The sequence below is a fragment of the Brevirhabdus sp. genome, assembly GCF_052826345.1.
Window position 1 is genome coordinate 83,986 of sequence record NZ_JBRBUA010000020.1, and the last position, 17,611, is coordinate 101,596.

Genomic DNA, 17,611 nt, shown 5'->3' on the forward strand with positions numbered 1-17,611 from the left:
ATCGACCGCGACGGCTAAGCCGACAGCACGTGCCGAACAGCGGGTGCCGGACAGCGGCCCCGACGGTGCGGGCGTCAACGGCCGTGCCGACAGACCCCTCGACAGACCCCCTTGAGCGGCCGCGCCAGCGGATGGCGCCGCGCGTCAGGCGACGGAATTCGCGCCGTCCAGGCGGTCGTCGGCCGGGCTTTCCGGGCGGGCTTCGTCGGGCGCCTCCTCTTCCTTTTCTTCCTCCGCCTGCTGCCGGTTCCACATCGCCCGATAGGCGCCGCGCTTTTCCAGCAAGGCGCCGTGGGTGCCCTCCTCGACGATCACGCCGTTCTGCAGCACGATGATGCGGTCGGCATCGGCGACGGTGGACAGGCGGTGCGCGATGGTGATCACGCTGCGCCCGCGGCCCATTTCGCGCAGGCTGGTCTGAATGTCGCGCTCCGTCCCGGTATCGAGCGCCGACGTCGCCTCGTCCAGCAGCAGGATCGGCGGGTTTTTCAGCAGGGTGCGGGCGATGCCGACGCGCTGCTTTTCGCCGCCCGACAGCTTCAGCCCACGCTCGCCGACCTTCGTGTCATAGCCTTCGGGCAGGCTGACGATGAAATCATGGATGCGCGCGGCGCGGGCGGCCGCCTCGATCTCATGGGGGTCGGCATCGGCGCGACCGTAGGCGATGTTGTAGCGGATCGTGTCGTTGAACAGCACCGTGTCCTGCGGCACCACGCCGATGCTTTCGTGCAGGCTTTGCTGGGTGACGTGGCGCAGATCCTGCCCGTCGATGCGCAGCGCGCCGCCGCTGACATCGTAAAAGCGGAACAAAAGCCGCCCGATGGTGGATTTCCCCGACCCCGAAGGCCCCACGATCGCCACCGTCTGCCCGGGCTCGACCGTCAGGGTGATGCCATGCAGGATCGGGCGCGCGGGATCATAGCCGAAGCGCACGTCGTCGAATTCGATCCGCCCGCCCGACACGGCCAGCGGCCGCGCGTCGGGCGCATCCGTGACCTCTGCGGGCTGCTCCAGCAGGTCGAACATTTCCCCCATGTCGATGAGCGCTTGCCGGATCTCGCGGTAGACGGTGCCCAGAAAGTTCAACGGCAGGGTGATCTGGATCATATAGGCGTTGACCATGACGAAATCGCCCACCGTCAGATCGCCCTGCTGCACGCCGAGCGCCGCCAGCACCATGACGCCGACCAGCCCCAGCGTGATCAGCAGCGACTGGCCCGCGTTCAGGAAGGCCAGCGAATAGTTGGTCTTCAGCGCCGCGCGCTCATAGCCTTCCATCGCGGCGTCATAGCGGGCGGCCTCGCGCCCCTCGGCGCCGAAATACTTGACCGTTTCATAGTTCAGCAGGCTGTCGATCGCCTTCTGGTTGGCGTCGGTGTCCTGATCGTTCATCTGCCTGCGGATCGTCACGCGCCATTCGGTCACCTTGAAGGTGAACCAGACGTAGGCGCCGATGGTCACCAGCACCACGGCGACATAGCGGAAATCGAAGATCACCCAGAAGATCACCGCGATCATCAGCAGTTCCAGCACCAGCGGCCCGATGGAAAACAACAGGAACCGCAGCAGGAAATCGACCCCCTTGACGCCGCGTTCGATGATGCGGCTCAGCCCGCCGGTCTTGCGCGTGATGTGATAGCGCATGGACAGGTTGTGGATATGGGTGAACGTCTCGAGCGCGAGGGTGCGCAGCGCGCGCTGCCCGACCTTGGCGAAGATCGCATCGCGCAGCTGTGCAAAGCCCACGTTCAGCACCCGCGAGCCGCCATAGGCCAGCGTCAGCCCGACGGCGCCCAGCACCAGCATCCATTCGCTGCTGGTCCCGTCGCCCGCCAGCGCATCGACGGCACCCTTGTAGAACACCGGCGTCGTCACCGCGATCAGCTTGGACACCAGCAGCGCCAGCATGGCAAAGACCACGCGGCGGCGGAAATCGGAATTGCCCTCGGGCCACAGAAAGGGGACTACGCGGCGAATGGTGCGCCAGCCGCTGCTGCGGGCGGTCTTGGGATCGTGCACGTCTGACATGATGGCGTCCGGAATATTCACTGAGCGAAAGGCACGCCTTCCGGCGCGGGCAGACCCTATGGGCTTGCGCGGCGAAAGGCCAGCCCGCGGGCGACGGGGTGGCCGCGACGGGGGCCGGACCCTATGGCCGGGCTTGCGCGGCGTCGGGGGCCGGGTCGCGGGCGGCCTCGGGCACGTCAAAAACCTGACCGGGGTAGATCAGGTCGGGATCACGGATCTGGCGCTTGTTGGCCTCATAGACGCGCACGTAAAGCACGCCCTTGCCATAGTTCGCCCGCGCGATCTCCCACAAGGTGAACCCCGGCTGCACCGTGACCACGCCCCCCGGCCTGCCATCCACATGCCGGGCCAGCGCGGCCGGGCCGAGCTTGCGCGGGTCTTCGCGCTGGAACGGCGTCTCGAACCGCGAGGTGACGCGCCCCTGCCCGTCCAGCTCATCCACGCGCAGGGTGTAGACGCCGGCCTGCACCTGCGGCAGCGGGGTGCGCCAGGTGCCGTCGACCTGGATCGCGGTGGTGCGCACCGGCCGGTTGTTGAGGTAAAAGCGCACCGAGCGGTCGGCCTTGCCGCGTCCGGCCAGCTGCACCTCGCCGCTGTCGTCATAGCTGATCGTGTCGATCACCACGTTGCGCATCACCTCGGGCGCGGTGTCGGCCGATGGCTGGATCAGCCGCACGCCGTTGCGGTCGGCCAGCAGCAGCGCCGGCGCGGCGGGCTGATCTGCGGGTTGATCTGCGGGTTTGTTCGCGGCTGAAAGGGTTTGTGCCGCGGGGTCTGATACTTCGGGGTTTGTTAGTTCGGGGCTTGCTCTCTGGGGGGCCTCGGGGGCCGTCTGCATGGCCGTCAGCGTGCCGCTTGCCAGCGGGTCCGCATCGGTCGAAGTGGCGTCTGTGGTGGTGCCGTCTGTAGTGGTTCCGGGCGCGGCTGTGGGCGTGGTCGACGGGGGGGCGGACGGCGTGTCCTCGCCTGCACCCGAACCTCCGGCATCGGCGGTCGCGATCTTGCCGAAGGGCGCGATCAGGATGGTTTCATCCGAGGTGCGCCGCCCCATGCCGGTTTCCGCCGACATGCTCAGCTGGCGCGGTTTCGTGTCCGGGGCCACATCCAGAAACATCACGAAGCGCCCGCCGCTGTCGCTGCGCGTCTCGGCGATTTCCGTGCCGTCGAGCGTGGCGGCGATGCGCGCGCCCGGTTCGGCCCGTCCCGCCAGCAGCCCCGCACCGGCCCGATCCAGCCGCATCACGTCGATACTGGGCGCGGTGATGGCCGGATCATCGGGCAGATCCTGCGGCCTGCCCGCTTGCGCAGCGGTTTGCGCAGCGCCGCCTGCCTGCGCCTCGGGCGCGAGGGCGGCGACGTCGGACGCGCGCGGCTTTGCCGTTGGCGTCGGTGCGGTTTTCGTTGGCGCGGTTTTCGTTGGCGCGGTTTTCGTTGGCGCTGTGCTTGCTGTTTCCCTGATTGCCTGCTCTGCGCCCGTCTGCTTTGTCCCCGTCTGTGCGCCACCTACCCGTGCGCCATCTGCTTGATCGGCGTTCGCGCCGTCGCTGCGCGATGCGGGCGGTGTGGTTTCCGCATCCGGTGTTGCCTTCCGCGGCCCCTGCGCCGGTTCGGGCGAAGCCCCCCCGGCGGCGGCCTGCGGGCGTGCCGCGTGATCCACGCGCGGCGCAGCGGCATCGGGGGGCGGCGGCAATGCGGCCATCCGGTCGCGCGCCGCCGACGCGGCCTGTCCGGTCTCATCCTGCCGCGGCAGAGACGGCGCGCTGCGGTCCGCTGCGATGTCGGTCGATGACTCCCCCGGACCCGCGGCCACGGAAGGCCCGGGGCCGCCCGCATCCTGCGCCGCGCCCCCCGTCGGCGGGGCGAGCGGCGCGGCCTGCGTCATGGCCGAAGGATCGGGCAGATCCGGCAGGGTGACGGTGTTGTTGAACTGGCCCCGCGACGCGCGCTGGTCCGGTGACTGCGCGGCATCCGCCCCATTGGCCTGACCCGGCGCATCCGAGCCGGACACAGGACGGGAAATGCCGGGAGCGGGTCCGGGATCGGATTCGGGCGCGGGTCCGCCGTTCGACGACCCTGCCCCGACCCGCGCCGTCCGCGCGGCGCCGGCCGCATCCGCCGCTTCACCCTCGGCCCCCGCGCCCTCCCGGTCCGATGCTCCATCCTGTGGCCCGTCCGGGACCGCACCCGACCCCGGACCCGATCGCGTCCCGCCGAGCAAGCCCGCATCGGGCGCGGCCGGGCGCTGCGCGCCCGACAGGTTGAATCCCAGGTAACCGCCGAATACGATCGCGGCGGCAAGAACCGTTACCGCGGCTGTGCCGCCTCCACGACTGAACCCGGACCAGAAGGCCATTCGCATCCCCTTGTTGCGCCCGGAATTTCTTGCCCGCTTGTGACATAATAGCAATAGAACTATGAGCGGTCAAAATCCAGTCATGGCGAAAGGGCCACACATGAAGAGCTTGAGCAAATCGGTCGCCGTCTACTGCGGATCGCGTCATGGCAGGGGCGAAGCCTACGCCGACGCGGCGCGTGCCGTGGGCACGATGCTGGCGGCCAACGGATGGCAACTGGTCTATGGCGCGGGCGACGTCGGCCTGATGGGCGAGGTCGCCCGCAGTGCACAGGCCGCCGGCGGCAACACATTCGGCGTGATTCCCGTGCATCTGTTCGATCAGGAGGTCGGCAAGCGCGATCTGACGTCCTTCGTGGTCACCGAAACCATGCATGAGCGCAAGAAGGTGATGTTCATGAACGCCGACGCCATCGTCGTGCTGCCCGGCGGGGCGGGATCGCTCGACGAATTCTTCGAGGTGCTGACCTGGCGCCAGCTCGGGCTGCACGAAAAACCCATCGTGCTGCTGAACACCGGCGGATTCTGGGACCCGCTGCTGCATCTGGTCGAGCATGTGGTGCGCGAAGGATTCGCGGGCGACAGCCTCAAGGGCTATATCACACCCGCATCCACCGCCGGAGATCTGGAGCGCATCCTGCGGTCGGCTCTTTCCTGACGCATTCCCTCGGCGGTGAAGATGATAACCGCCAGCCAGATCAGACCGAACGCCAGCGCGTGCCAGCCGGTAAAGACCTCCTGGAATACCAGCGTGGCGACCAGAAATTGCAGCGTCGGATTGAGGTATTGCATCAGCCCGACCGTCGCCATCGGCAATCGGCGCGAGGCATAGGAAAACAGCACCAGCGGTCCGGCCGTCACCGGCCCCGCCGCCAGCAGGATCGCCGTGGCATAGCCGTCGGTGAGAAACACCGCATGGGCCTGATCCGCCGCCGATGCCCAGCCTGCCACATGGGCACCCGCCAGCCACAGCAGCGCCAGCGGCGACAACAGCAAGACTTCTGTCGTGACGGAAACAACCGGGCCCACGTCCAGCCCCTTTTTCAAAAGCCCGTAGGTCCCGAAGGTCGCGGCCAGCGCGAGGGAAACCCAGGGCGTCACGCCCAGACCCAGCGACAGCGTCAGCACCGCCGCAGCCGCCAGCACCACCGCCAGCACCTTGACCGGCGAAAGCCGCTCCTTGTAGATCAGCGCGCCGAGCGCGACCGAAACCAGCGGAAAGATGTAGTAGCCCAGGCTCGCCTCCGTTGCCCGCCCCACCTGCACCGACCAGATGAACAGCCCCCAGTTCAACGAAATCGCCAGCCCCGACAGCGCGATGACCCCAAGCACGCGCGGGTTGCGAAAATTCTCCGTCACGCGCGACACGCGCCCCTGCGCCATCAGCACAAGCGCGAAGAACACCAGCGACCACAGCGTGCGATGCGACAGAACCTCCAGCGGATCGACATAGGCGATCAGCTTGTAGAAGATCGGCGACAGCCCCCAGATGGTGCAGGCCCCGATCATTGCCAGACGTCCTTTTTGCCGCTCGTCCATCACACCCTCCGCGCGTGTCGCATTGCCCCGGCTCGCGCCGACGCCCCGACCGCGCCTTAGCGCTTTGCAACCGGCGGCGCCACCTCAACCGACACGCGATGCGGAACGCACCGCCCGCCCGATGATGATCCGACCGACGACGGCTGGATCACGGGCAGGTGGACTTCGATCCGGGTCTCTGATGAATTCGGCCGTGACATGTTCCAAAGACAAGGCGATCCGCAATGTCCAATCCCGTCAGCGATGGCACCAAGGCCCGGCAGGCCCCCCCGGACGGCGGGACGCCGGACCGGCACGACGGCATCGACCGGCTGCGCGAGATCATGCGCAGGCTGCGCGATCCGCAAACCGGATGCCCCTGGGATATCGAACAGGACTTCGACACCATCGCACCCTACACCATCGAGGAAGCCTATGAAGTGGCGGATGCCATCCACCGACGCGACTGGCCCGATCTGGAGGGTGAGCTGGGCGATCTGCTGTTGCAGGCCGTCTATCACAGTCAGATGGCCGAAGAGGCCGGGCATTTCACCTTCGACAGCGTGGTGCGTGCGATTTCGGATAAGATGGTCGCGCGCCACCCGCATGTGTTCGGCGACGAAAGCCGCGACAAGAGCGCCGAGCAGCAGGTCGCCGACTGGGAGGCGATCAAGGCGCGCGAACGCGCCCACCGCGCCGAGCGCGGCGTGCTGGACGGGGTCGCCATGGGCCTGCCGGGGCTGACCCGCGCGATCAAGCTGCAAAGGCGCGCCGCGCGGGTGGGGTTCGACTGGCCGCAGGTCGACCAGGTGCTCGACAAGCTGGTCGAAGAAGCGCGCGAACTGACGGAGGCGCGCGCCGCGCTGAGCCAGCCCGAGGTGGAGGAGGAATTCGGCGATCTGCTCTTCGTGGTCGCGAACCTGGCGCGGCATCTCGATGTGGACCCCGAAACCGCGCTGCGGGCGGCCAATGCCAAGTTCACCCGCCGCTTCGCCTTCATCGAACATGCGCTGGCGCAGGACGGTCGCACCCCCGCCCAAAGCACGCTGGAGGAGATGGACAGCCTGTGGGACGCGGCCAAGGCGGACGAGAAAAGTTCCTGAAAAAGTTCCTGATTATTTCTGTCGGGATATTGACCCTAGTAAAATAGTCAGGTTAAACGGCGGCAGATCGCAGCTTACCCCGAAAGGATCCTTCATGCCCTTGCCCTCGTCCCTTCGCCCGCTGAAGACGCTGCTGATGGCGGCGACCGCGCTGACGCTGGCCGCGCCCGCAGCCTTCGCCGAGCAGGTCAACATCTATTCCTATCGCCAGCCCGAGCTGATCAAGCCGCTGGTCGACGCCTTTACCGAAAAGACCGGCATCAAGGTCAACGTGGCCTTTCTCAACAAGGGCGTGACCGAACGGCTGAGCGCCGAGGGCGACCGCTCTCCGGCCGATCTGGTGATGACGGTCGACATCGCGCGTCTGGCGGCGGTGGTCGATGCGGGCGTCACCCAGCCCGTCGAATCCGAAGTGCTGCAAAAGAACATCCCCGCCAAGTTCCGCGACCCCGGCAACCAGTGGTTCGGCCTGACCTCGCGCGCCCGCGTGATCTACGCCTCGAAAACCCGGGTCAAGAAGGGCGAGGTCACGACCTATGAGGATCTGGCCAGCGACAAGTGGCAGGGCCGCATCTGCACCCGCTCGGGCACGCACCCCTATAACGTGGCGCTGGTGGCGGCGGTCATCCATCATCTGGGCGAGGATGGCGCGCGCGACTGGCTGAAGGGGGTCAAGGCCAATCTGGCGCGCAAGCCGCAGGGCAACGACCGTGCACAGGTCAAGGCGATCTGGGCGGGCGAATGCGACATCGCGTTGGGCAACACCTACTACATGGGCGCGATCCTGAACGACCCCGAGCAAAAGCAATGGGCCGAGGATGTGCGCATCGACTTTCCCGTCTTCGAGGGCGGCGGCACCCATGTGAACGTGTCGGGCATGGCGCTGACCAAATCGGCGCCGAACAAGGCGGCCGCGATCAAGCTGATGGAATTCCTGGCCTCGCCCGAGGCGCAGAAGATCTATGCCAAGCAGAACTATGAATACCCCATCGATCCCGAGGTGGCGCCCGATCCGCTGGTCGCGGGTTGGGGCAGCTTTACCGCCGATGATGTCAACCTGATGGATCTGGCCAAGCTGCGCCCCGCCGCGCTGCGCCTGATCGAAGAGGTCGATTTCGACGGCTGAGCGCCGCGCGCCAGCCCCGATGATCCCGCAGACGCCGCGCCCCGCAACGGGCGCGGCGTCTCGGGTTGAGGGGTCGGGTTACGGCCCGGGATGCGGGCTGGGATAGGGGCCGCCCTGTGCCGGGGCTTGCATGGCGCGCCGGTTTCCGCCACCTCTGGTCGCGGATTGCCGAAAGGGGTGCCGCCATGCGCAAGATCATCATCGACACCGATCCCGGACAGGATGATGCCGTCGCCATCCTGCTGGCGCTCGCCAGCCCGCAGGAGCTGGATCTGCTGGGCATCACTGCCGTGGCGGGCAATGTGCCGCTCGAGCTGACAGCGAAGAACGCGCGGATCGTATGCGAGCTGGCGGGGCGGGCGGATGTGCCGGTCCATGCGGGTTGCGACCGGCCCCTGTCGCACGATCTGGTCACGGCGGAACATGTGCACGGGCGCAGCGGACTGGACGGCCCCACCCTGCCCGACCCCGGGATGGCGCTGCGCGACGCGCATGGCGTGGATTTCATCATCGAAACCCTGCGCCGGGAGCCGCCCGGCACGGTGACGCTCTGCGCGCTGGGGCCGCTGACCAACCTGGCCACGGCCTTTCGCCGCGCGCCCGACATCTGCGCGCGGGTGCAGCAGATCGTGCTGATGGGCGGCGCCTATTTTCAGGTGGGCAACATCACCCCCGCGGCCGAATTCAACATCTACGTCGATCCCGACGCCGCCGCTATCGTGTTCGGATCCGGCATCTCGATCACGGTCCTGCCGCTCGACGTGACCCACAAGGCGCTGACCACCCGCGCGCGGGTGGAGGCGTTTCGCGCGCTGGGCACGCCGGTGGGCCGGGCGGTCGCCGAATGGACCGATTTCTTCGAACGGTTCGACAAGGAAAAATACGGCTCCGAAGGGGCGCCGCTGCACGATCCCTGCGTCATCGCCTGGCTGCTGTGGCCCGAACTTTTCTCGGGCCGCTTCATCAACGTCGAGATCGAGACCGTATCGCCGCTCACGCGCGGCATGACCGTCGCCGACTGGTGGCGGGTGACCGACCGCGCGCCCAACGCCACCTTCATCGGCGATATCGATGCGCAGGCGTTCTTTGACCGGCTGACCGAACGGCTGGCACGGCTGGCGCCGCAAGGCGCGCGTTGATGCGGCTGGCAATGCGGCCTCCACGCGCCTAGATCGAGGGGCAAGGAGGCACGCCATGACCATCCATTTCGATTTCGACAACAGCTATGCCCGCCTGCCCGACCGCTTCTACGCGAGACAGCCCCCCGCGCCGGTGCGCGCGCCGCGCCTGATCGCGCTGAACGATGCGCTGGCCGCGGATCTGGGGTTGGATGCGGCGGCGCTGCGCGGCCCCGATGGCGTGGCGACGCTGGCGGGCAACGCGGTCCCCGAAGGGGCCGAGCCGCTGGCACAGGCCTATGCCGGGCATCAGTTCGGCGGCTGGGTGCCGCAACTTGGCGACGGCCGCGCGATCCTGCTGGGCGAGATCGTGGACCCCGAGGGTATCCGCCACGATCTTCAGCTGAAAGGCGCGGGGCCGACACCCTGGTCGCGCAACGGCGACGGGCGCGCCTGGCTGGGGCCGGTGCTGCGCGAATATCTGGTGTCCGAGGCGATGCACGCGCTGGGCATCCCCACCACGCGCGCGCTGGCGGCGGTGGCCACGGGCGAGAAAGTGCAGCGCGAAACCGCCCTGCCCGGCGCCGTGCTGACCCGCGTGGCGCGCAGCCACATCCGTGTGGGCACCTTCCAGTTCTTTGCCGCGCGCCAGGATACCGAGGCGCTGCGCGCGCTGTGCGATCACGTCATTGCGCGCCACTACCCGGATGCGGACGGCCCGCTGGGCCTGCTGGATGCGGTGATCGCCGCGCAGGCGGCGCTGGTGGCGCAATGGCTTTCGGTGGGCTTCATCCACGGGGTGATGAACACCGACAATGCCTCGATCGCGGGCGACACCATCGACTACGGCCCCTGCGCCTTTCTCGACAGCTATCACCCGGAAAGGGTGTTTTCCTCGATCGACCGGAACGGGCGCTACGCCTACAACCGGCAACCCGACATCGCGGTGTGGAACATGGCGCAGCTGGCGACCTGCCTGCTGCCGCTGATGGGTGCGGACCGCGAGGCGGCGGTCGAGAAGGCGACGCAATCGGTGCATCGCTTTCCCGATCTGTTCCAGGCCGCCTGGCTGGACCGGTTCCGCGCCAAGCTGGGCCTGTCGAGCGCCGAGGACGGCGACGCCGCGCTGATCCACGGGCTGCTGGATCTGATGACCGCCTCGGCCAGCGATTTCACCAACACCTTCCGCGCCCTTGCCCGAGACGACGCGCGCGATCACTTCACCGACCGCGCGGCCTTCGACACATGGGCCGAGGCATGGCGCGCGCGGCGGGCGCGCGATCCGCAGGATGCGGACCGGGGCCGGGCGATGATGTGTGCGGCGAACCCTGCGATCATTCCCCGCAACCACCGGATCGAGCAGGCAATTGATGCCGCCGTGCAAGGCGATGACGCGCCGTTCCACCGCCTCGATGCCGCGTTGCGCGCCCCTTTCACGCCGGACCCCGACCATGCCGACCTGCGCCGCCCCCCCAGCGAGGACGAACGCGTGACCCACACGTTTTGCGGGACCTGAGCCGCGCGCCTCACGGCCCCGCAGCGCGATCTGCGCTTTACGGCATTCAAATCAGTTGGTTCCGCCCTATGATCGTGCATGTTAGGAACATGTGACCGCATCTCAGGGAAACGCCGATGACCATTCTACAGCTTGCCTCGCTTCTGATCGTCATGGCCGGCGTCTTCGGCGCGATCAACTATCTGGTGCTGAAACTGCCCAGTTCCATCGGGATACTGGTGGTCTCGCTTCTGACGTCGCTGGGACTCATCGGGATCGACCTTGCCTTTCCGGGTCTGGGCATCGCCGACAAGATGCGCGGCATCGTCGCCAATGTCGATTTCAGCCAGACCCTGCTGGAAGGCATGCTGGGCCTGCTGCTGTTCGCGGGCGCGCTGCACGTCAAGCTATCGGACCTGAAGGAGGAATGGCTGGTCGTGCTGCTGATGGCGACCATCGGCGTGGGCCTGTCGACGGTGGTGGTCGGCGTGGGCTTCAGCTGGCTGACGGGGATGCCGCTGATCGTGGCGCTGGTGTTCGGGGCGCTGGTCTCCCCCACCGATCCGGTCGCCGTGCTGGGGGTGCTGAAAGAGACCAACATGCCCAAGTCGCTGGAAACCAAGATCACCGGCGAATCGCTGTTCAACGACGGCGTCGGCTATGTCGTCTTCCTGCTGCTGGTCGGTCTGGCCTTTCCCAGCGGCTCCGGCAAATCCGAGAGCCTGAGCGGCGCCGCGCTGCTCTTTTTGCAAGAGGCGGGCGGCGGCGCGCTGCTGGGCGCGGTTCTGGGCTGGCTGACGTTCCGGCTGATGCGCCGGATCAACGACTATTCGCTGGAGGTGCTGCTGACGCTGGGTCTGGCGCTGGGCGGCTATCAACTGTCGGTCGTGCTGCACGTGTCGGCGCCGATCATGGCGGTGGTCGCGGGCCTGCTGATCGGCGATATCGGCGCGCGCCACGGCATGTCGGAGGAAACGCGCAAATACGTCGACGCCTTCTGGAAACTCATCGACGAGATCCTCAACGCGGTGCTGTTCATGCTGATCGGTGCCGAGGTCTTCGCGGTCGCGTTCAGCGCCGATCTGGTGGTGGCGGGCGTGGCCTCCATCGTGCTGGCACTGGCGGCGCGGCTGTCGGCCGTCGCCGTGCCGGTGCTGATCCTCAAGCCGTTCAAGCGGTTCTCGTCGGGGGTGGTGCGCATCATGACCTGGGGCGGGCTGAAGGGCGGCATTTCCGTCGCGCTGGCCCTGTCGCTGCCCGAGAGCGAGTGGAAGACGATCATCCTGACCAGCACCTATATCGTGGTGCTGTTCTCGATCATCGTGCAGGGCCTGACGGTCGGCCGCCTGGCGAACCGGCTGATCCCGGAGGCAGGCGTGCCCGTCAACGGCGACGCGGATAGCACCGATACGCGCGTGATTTCCTGATCCCGCGCCCCGCCCCCGGGCGGAACGCGGGTTGCGCGGACGGTGATGCGCGGGCGGTGATGCGCGGCGCCCGAGGGGAACGCGCCGCGCACCGGGGGTCAATCGGCCTCAGGCCGCGCGGCGTCTGCGCCGCTGCTGGCCGGGCTTGGCGTTGGCGCGCGCAGCTTGCTGCGGCTTGCCTTTGCCGCCCTGCGGGCCCTGGCCACCGCCATTGCCACCGCCACCGCCACCACGACGACGATTGCCGCCGCCGCGCGCCGGTTTCTTCTCGATCTCGGCGCCCTGCCAGGGGCGGCCGCCTGCGACGGGGATGGTGATCTTCATCGCCTTCTGGATCTGGTCCAGCTCGCCCATCTCGTCCTGACCACAGAATGCCACGGCGCTGCCATCGGCCCCCGCGCGCGCGGTACGGCCGATGCGGTGCACGTAGTTTTCCGCCACATTCGGCAGCTCGTAGTTATAGACGTAGCGCACATCGGGAATGTCCAGCCCGCGCGCGGCCACATCGGTCGCCACGAGAACGCGCTTCTCTCCCGCCTTGAACTCGGCGATCGCGCGTTCGCGCTGTCCCTGGCTCTTGTTGCCATGCACCGAGGTGGCGGCGAAACCGGCCGATTCCAGGCTGCGCTTCAGCTTTTCCGAGCCGTGTTTGGTGCGCGCGAAGACGATCGCCAGCTGATCGCGATGCTTGTCCAGCAATTCGATCAACAGGCCGGTCTTTTCCGACTTGGCTACGTAATGCAGCGACTGGGCGATTTTTTCGACCGGCTTGCCGGGCGCGTTGACCTGAACACGCGCGGCGTTGTTGAGATAGCTTTCGGCAAGCTCCGCCATCTGCTTGGGCATCGTCGCCGAGAAGAGCAGCGTCTGACGATCGGCGGGCAACAGCTTCGCGATCCGGCGTAGCGCGTGGATGAAGCCCAGATCAAGCATCTGGTCGGCCTCATCGAGCACCAGGAATCCGGTCTCCGTCAACAGAACCGCGCGCCGGTCCAGCAGGTCCAGCAGGCGGCCCGGCGTGGCGACCAGGATGTCGGTGCCGCGCTCCAGCCGTTTGATCTGCGGCCCGATGGACGCGCCGCCGACAACCAGGCCGACCCTGAGATGCGTGCCGCGGGTGTAATCCTCCAGCGAGAGGGAGATCTGCTTGGCCAGCTCCCGCGTGGGCGCGAGGATCAGCCCGCGCACGGTCTTCGGCGCGGGTTTGGTGCCGATGGACGACATGAGCTGGATCATCGGCAATCCGAAAGCGGCCGTCTTGCCGCTGCCGGTCTGCGCCAGCCCCATCACATCGCGCCCTTCCAGCGCCAGCGGAATGGCCTTCGACTGGATCGGCGTGGGGTCGGTCAGGCCGTTGTCGGCCAGAATTTTAGCCAGGCGCTCGGAGAGGCCCAGTTCCTCGAAATAGTTCAAATCTTGTCCTTTCGGGTCGGACATGGCGCCCGACAACAGGAAGTGGCCGTATGGCGCGGGGCCGCACGGCGTTCAGCTTGGGTTGCGCCGGATACGCAGCTGACCGTATTGCCAGATCCGCAAACTCGGCGTCGGACCCCCTGCGTGATGTGGGAACCTGTAAAATGGGGCGATGGCCTGCGCGCCGGTGGACCGGCGGTCTGCTCACGCGGCAGAAGACATCGCACCTAGGCTTCACATGCGGGCTGTCACCCGGATTGTCAATGGTCATCGCGTCGGGCAACGTCGGCGCGCCGGGCGGGAAAGCCGCCGCCCCCGCTGGCACCGCGCCGAAAATGGGTGGAAACCGACGCGCTCCTGACTTACACCCGCGTGCAAGGACGATCCCGGAATGACCATGCCAGACACGATCCTAACCCTATGCGAGGCAAGCGGGCTGCGCATGACCGAACAGCGACGGATCATCGCCGGTGTGCTGGAGCAAGCCGACGACCATCCAGATGTCGAAGAGCTTTACGCCCGCGCCTCGGCCCGCGATCCGCGGATTTCCATCGCCACCGTCTATCGCACCGTCAAGCTGTTCGAGGAAGCGGGCATCCTGGAAAAGCGCGAATTCGGTGACGGGCGCGCGCGCTATGAGACCGCGGACAGAGATCACCACGACCATCTGATCGACCTGAATTCCGGCGAGGTGATCGAATTTGTCGATCCCGAGATCGAGGAATTGCAGGAACAGATCGCCCGCAAGCTCGGCTATCGGCTGAAAGGCCATCGGCTGGAACTGTACGGCGTCCCCCTGAACAAAAAGGAATAAGCTCTTGAGCACCATCATAGATATCCACGCGCGCGAAATTCTGGACAGCCGCGGCAACCCCACGGTCGAGGTCGATGTCACGCTGGAGGACGGCACCATGGGCCGCGCCGCCGTGCCCTCGGGGGCGTCGACCGGCGCGCATGAGGCGGTGGAAAAGCGCGACGGCGACACGGCGCGCTATATGGGCAAGGGCGTGCAGGACGCCGTCGATTGCGTCAACGGCGAGATCGCCGAGGCCATCGTGGGATTCGACGCCACCGACCAGACCGGCATCGACGCCACGCTGATCGAGCTCGACGGCACCGAGAACAAGGCGCGCCTGGGCGCGAACGCGATCCTGGGCGTGTCGCTGGCCGTGGCCAAGGCCGCCGCCGATTACCTGGGCCAGCCGCTCTACCGCTATGTGGGCGGCACCTCGGCGCGGGTGCTGCCGGTGCCGATGATGAACATCATCAACGGCGGTGAACATGCGGACAACCCGATCGATATTCAGGAATTCATGATCATGCCGGTGGCCGCGACCTCGATCGCGGAGGCGGTGCGCATGGGCTCCGAAGTGTTCCACACCCTCAAGAAAGAGCTGTCGGCCGCGGGGCTGTCGACCGGCATCGGCGACGAGGGCGGCTTTGCGCCCAACCTCAGCTCCACCCGCGAGGCACTTGATTTCATTTTGAAATCTATCAAGAAGGCCGGGTATGAACCGGGCCGGGACATCCATCTTGCACTCGATTGCGCGGCGACCGAATACTTCCGCGACGGCAATTATGTCCTGTCAGGTGAAAACAAGACCCTGTCGCCCGAAGAGAATGTGGCCTACCTGGCGGCGCTGGTCGACGACTATCCCATCATCTCGATCGAAGATGGCTGTGCCGAAGATGACTGGGACGGCTGGGTCGCGCTGACCCGCGCGCTGGGCGAGCGGGTGCAGCTGGTGGGCGACGATCTGTTCGTGACCAATCCCGCACGGCTGAAGGACGGCATCGCGCGCGGCGCGGGCAATTCGCTGCTGGTCAAGGTCAACCAGATCGGCACGCTGACCGAAACGCTGGCCGCCGTCGATATGGCGCATCGCGCCCGCTATAGCTGCGTGATGTCGCACCGCTCGGGCGAGACCGAGGATGCCACGATCGCCGATCTGGCCGTCGCGACGAACTGCGGGCAGATCAAGACCGGATCGCTGGCGCGCTCGGACCGGCTGGCCAAATACAACCAGCTGATCCGCATCGAGGAAGCGCTGGGCGAGACGGCGATCTACGCCGGGCGCGACATCCTGCGCTAAGCGGTCGGCACCGTTGCGCATCCCCCACCCGGCCCGGGATCGGGTGACGCGTGGGGGATGCCTTCGGCGAGGATATTTTCGACCAGAAGAAGGCGGCTTTGGCCTATTCGGGCGCTGGAGCCTGTGGCGGCTGCGGGGTGGCGACGATGGATGCGATGCCACCGGGGCGGCTGATCGTGCCGCCCCCCACGGCCGCGCCCACGCCTGTCGTCTTGGGGCAGGACGTCGGCAGCCCGCGCATCACGCGCACCGCCAGAAACGCGAAGGCCTGCGCCTCCAGCATGTCGCCGTCGAGGCCCACATCCTCCACCGGCAGGACCGGGCAGGACAGGTGATCGGCCAGCAGGTCCATGATCAGCGGATTGTGGCGCCCGCCGCCCGTCACCAGAACCTGCTGCGGCAGCCGGTCGAAATGGTCGAACCCCGCCAGAACCGACAGCGCGATCGCATGGCTGAGCGTCGCGGCGGCGTCGGCGTCGGATAGCGCGTCGACATCTCGGGAAAGCTGCGCGAAATCGTTTCTGTCCAGTGATTTGGGCGGTATTTTCAAGAAATAGGACGAGCCGAGAAAGCGTTCCAGCACATCGGCATCGGGGGCACCGGCCGCCGCCAGCGCGCCGCCGCGGTCACAGTCCTGCCCCAGCCGCTGCTGCATCAGATCATCCAGCGGCGCATTGGCGGGCCCCGTGTCGAAGGCGAGAAGCGCGCGCGCGTCTTCGGGCCGTTCGACGGTCGGGTCCACCCAGGTCAGGTTGCCGACACCGCCCAGGTTGAGGAAGGCCAGCGGCCGCCGCGCTCCGATATGGCGCGCACAGGCGTGGTGATAGAAGGGCGCGAGCGGCGCGCCCTGCCCGCCCAGCTGCACGTCGGCGCTGCGGAAATCCCAGACCACCGGCACGCCCAGCAGCTCGGCCAGCAGCTGCCCGTCGCCCGCCTGATGGGTGCCGCGCCCCCGCGGGTCATGCGCCAGCGTCTGGCCGTGAAACCCGATGACCTCGGCGCCGGAAAACCGGCCCAGCAGGCGGGTGTGCTCGGTCTCCACCACTTCGGCGGCGGCGGCGACATCGGGGCCGTCGGGCCATTGCCCCAGGGCGCGCGCCACGGTGGCCCGGTCGGCGGGGCTGCGCGGCAGGTAATCGCTGTCGCCGAAGGCTGCGATGGTGACGCCGTCGGTGCGGATCATCGCCGCATCGACCCCGTCGAGCGACGTGCCCGACATCGCGCCCAACGCCCAGATTTCTGCGGATTTCAACATGGCCTTCCCCTCGGACGAACGCGCCGATATACCTCGCGCACCTTAGCAGAATGGACGTATTCCCGATGACCTACCACCCGAAATCCGATTTCATGCGCGTGATGATCGAGCGCGGCTTTCTGGCCGATTGCACCGATTATCAGGGGCTGGACGAGGCTTTGGCGAAAGGTGCGGTGCCGGGGTATATCGGCTTCGACGCCACGGCGAAATCGCTGCACGTGGGCTCCCTGATCCAGATCATGATGCTGCGCTGGCTGCAAAAGACCGGCCACAAGCCGATCGTGCTGATGGGCGGCGGCACCACCAAGGTGGGCGACCCCAGCTTTCGCGCCGATGAGCGCCCGCTGCTGACCTCCGATCAGATCGCGGCCAACATCGAAGGCATCCGGCAGGTATTCACCGCCTATGTCACCTTTGGCGACGGTCCGGGCGACGCGATGATGGTCGACAACGCCGAATGGCTGGACGGGTTGAACTATCTCGATTTCCTGCGCGACATCGGGCGGCATTTCTCGGTCAACCGGATGCTGTCGTTCGAATCGGTGAAATCCCGGCTGGACCGCGAACAATCGCTGTCGTTCCTCGAATTCAACTACATGATCCTGCAAGCCTATGATTTCCTCGAGCTCAACCGCCGCTACGGCTGTGTGTTGCAGATGGGCGGGTCGGATCAATGGGGCAA

Annotated in this window: 14 protein-coding genes; 9 read left to right on the forward strand and 5 right to left on the reverse strand. The window is 67.0% G+C overall.

Annotation, left to right across the window (positions count from 1 at the left end; translation table 11 throughout):
* Window positions 1-144 precede the first annotated feature (144 nt).
* Window positions 145-2,028 carry an ABCB family ABC transporter ATP-binding protein/permease gene (locus tag ACU0BR_RS03390; protein ID WP_446155436.1) on the reverse strand — a complete coding sequence of 628 codons (1,884 nt, stop codon included), beginning with the start codon at window positions 2,026-2,028 and terminating at the stop codon, window positions 145-147.
* Window positions 2,029-2,149: 121 nt separating this feature from the next.
* A complete protein-coding gene (locus ACU0BR_RS03395; protein ID WP_446155437.1) occupies window positions 2,150-4,381 on the reverse strand; it encodes a LysM peptidoglycan-binding domain-containing protein in 2,232 nt (743 codons plus the stop codon).
* Window positions 4,382-4,481: 100 nt separating this feature from the next.
* Between ACU0BR_RS03395 and ACU0BR_RS03400 the strand changes: the two genes are divergently transcribed.
* Window positions 4,482-5,039 (forward strand): LOG family protein, encoded by a 558-nt coding sequence (locus tag ACU0BR_RS03400; protein WP_446155438.1) that lies wholly within the window; start codon window positions 4,482-4,484, stop codon window positions 5,037-5,039.
* Here ACU0BR_RS03400 and rarD read toward each other — a convergent pair.
* Window positions 4,976-5,920, reverse strand: a complete 945-nt coding sequence (rarD, locus tag ACU0BR_RS03405) for an EamA family transporter RarD (protein WP_446155439.1) — start codon at window positions 5,918-5,920, stop codon at window positions 4,976-4,978. The two genes, ACU0BR_RS03400 and rarD, sit on opposite strands and share 64 nt — an antisense overlap.
* Before the next feature lie 224 nt (window positions 5,921-6,144).
* Between rarD and mazG the strand changes: the two genes are divergently transcribed.
* From mazG to ACU0BR_RS03430, 5 genes are all read left to right on the forward strand, one after another.
* Complete coding sequence (mazG, locus tag ACU0BR_RS03410) at window positions 6,145-7,002, forward strand: nucleoside triphosphate pyrophosphohydrolase (RefSeq protein ID WP_446155440.1); 858 nt, start codon at window positions 6,145-6,147, stop codon at window positions 7,000-7,002.
* A 94-nt stretch (window positions 7,003-7,096) separates the two neighbouring features.
* Window positions 7,097-8,128 carry a Fe(3+) ABC transporter substrate-binding protein gene (locus ACU0BR_RS03415; protein ID WP_446155441.1) on the forward strand — a complete coding sequence of 344 codons (1,032 nt, stop codon included), beginning with the start codon at window positions 7,097-7,099 and terminating at the stop codon, window positions 8,126-8,128.
* A 185-nt stretch (window positions 8,129-8,313) separates the two neighbouring features.
* Window positions 8,314-9,267 (forward strand): nucleoside hydrolase, encoded by a 954-nt coding sequence (locus ACU0BR_RS03420; protein WP_446155442.1) that lies wholly within the window; start codon window positions 8,314-8,316, stop codon window positions 9,265-9,267.
* 55 nt (window positions 9,268-9,322) lie between these two features.
* Complete coding sequence (locus ACU0BR_RS03425; RefSeq protein WP_446155443.1) at window positions 9,323-10,762, forward strand: protein adenylyltransferase SelO; 1,440 nt, start codon at window positions 9,323-9,325, stop codon at window positions 10,760-10,762.
* Window positions 10,763-10,878: 116 nt separating this feature from the next.
* On the forward strand, window positions 10,879-12,168 hold the full coding sequence (locus ACU0BR_RS03430; protein ID WP_446155444.1) for a cation:proton antiporter: 1,290 nt from the start codon (window positions 10,879-10,881) through the stop codon (window positions 12,166-12,168).
* Between the two features lie 108 nt (window positions 12,169-12,276).
* Here the strand turns inward: ACU0BR_RS03430 and ACU0BR_RS03435 are convergent, their stop codons facing one another.
* Entirely contained in the window at window positions 12,277-13,605 is a 1,329-nt protein-coding gene (locus ACU0BR_RS03435) for a DEAD/DEAH box helicase (RefSeq protein WP_446155445.1), read from the reverse strand.
* A 373-nt stretch (window positions 13,606-13,978) separates the two neighbouring features.
* On the opposite strand from ACU0BR_RS03435, the gene ACU0BR_RS03440 reads away from it, so the two are divergent.
* Window positions 13,979-14,395 (forward strand): Fur family transcriptional regulator, encoded by a 417-nt coding sequence (locus tag ACU0BR_RS03440; RefSeq protein WP_446155451.1) that lies wholly within the window; start codon window positions 13,979-13,981, stop codon window positions 14,393-14,395.
* A 4-nt stretch (window positions 14,396-14,399) separates the two neighbouring features.
* Window positions 14,400-15,674: a phosphopyruvate hydratase gene (gene eno, locus ACU0BR_RS03445; protein WP_446155446.1), complete on the forward strand. Its 1,275-nt coding sequence runs from the start codon at window positions 14,400-14,402 to the stop codon at window positions 15,672-15,674.
* A 103-nt stretch (window positions 15,675-15,777) separates the two neighbouring features.
* Here the strand turns inward: eno and ACU0BR_RS03450 are convergent, their stop codons facing one another.
* A complete protein-coding gene (locus ACU0BR_RS03450; protein ID WP_446155447.1) occupies window positions 15,778-16,929 on the reverse strand; it encodes an anhydro-N-acetylmuramic acid kinase in 1,152 nt (383 codons plus the stop codon).
* A 65-nt stretch (window positions 16,930-16,994) separates the two neighbouring features.
* On the opposite strand from ACU0BR_RS03450, the gene tyrS reads away from it, so the two are divergent.
* Window positions 16,995-17,611: tyrosine--tRNA ligase (gene tyrS / locus ACU0BR_RS03455; protein WP_446155448.1), on the forward strand; the 617-nt coding region annotated here is incomplete at its 3' end.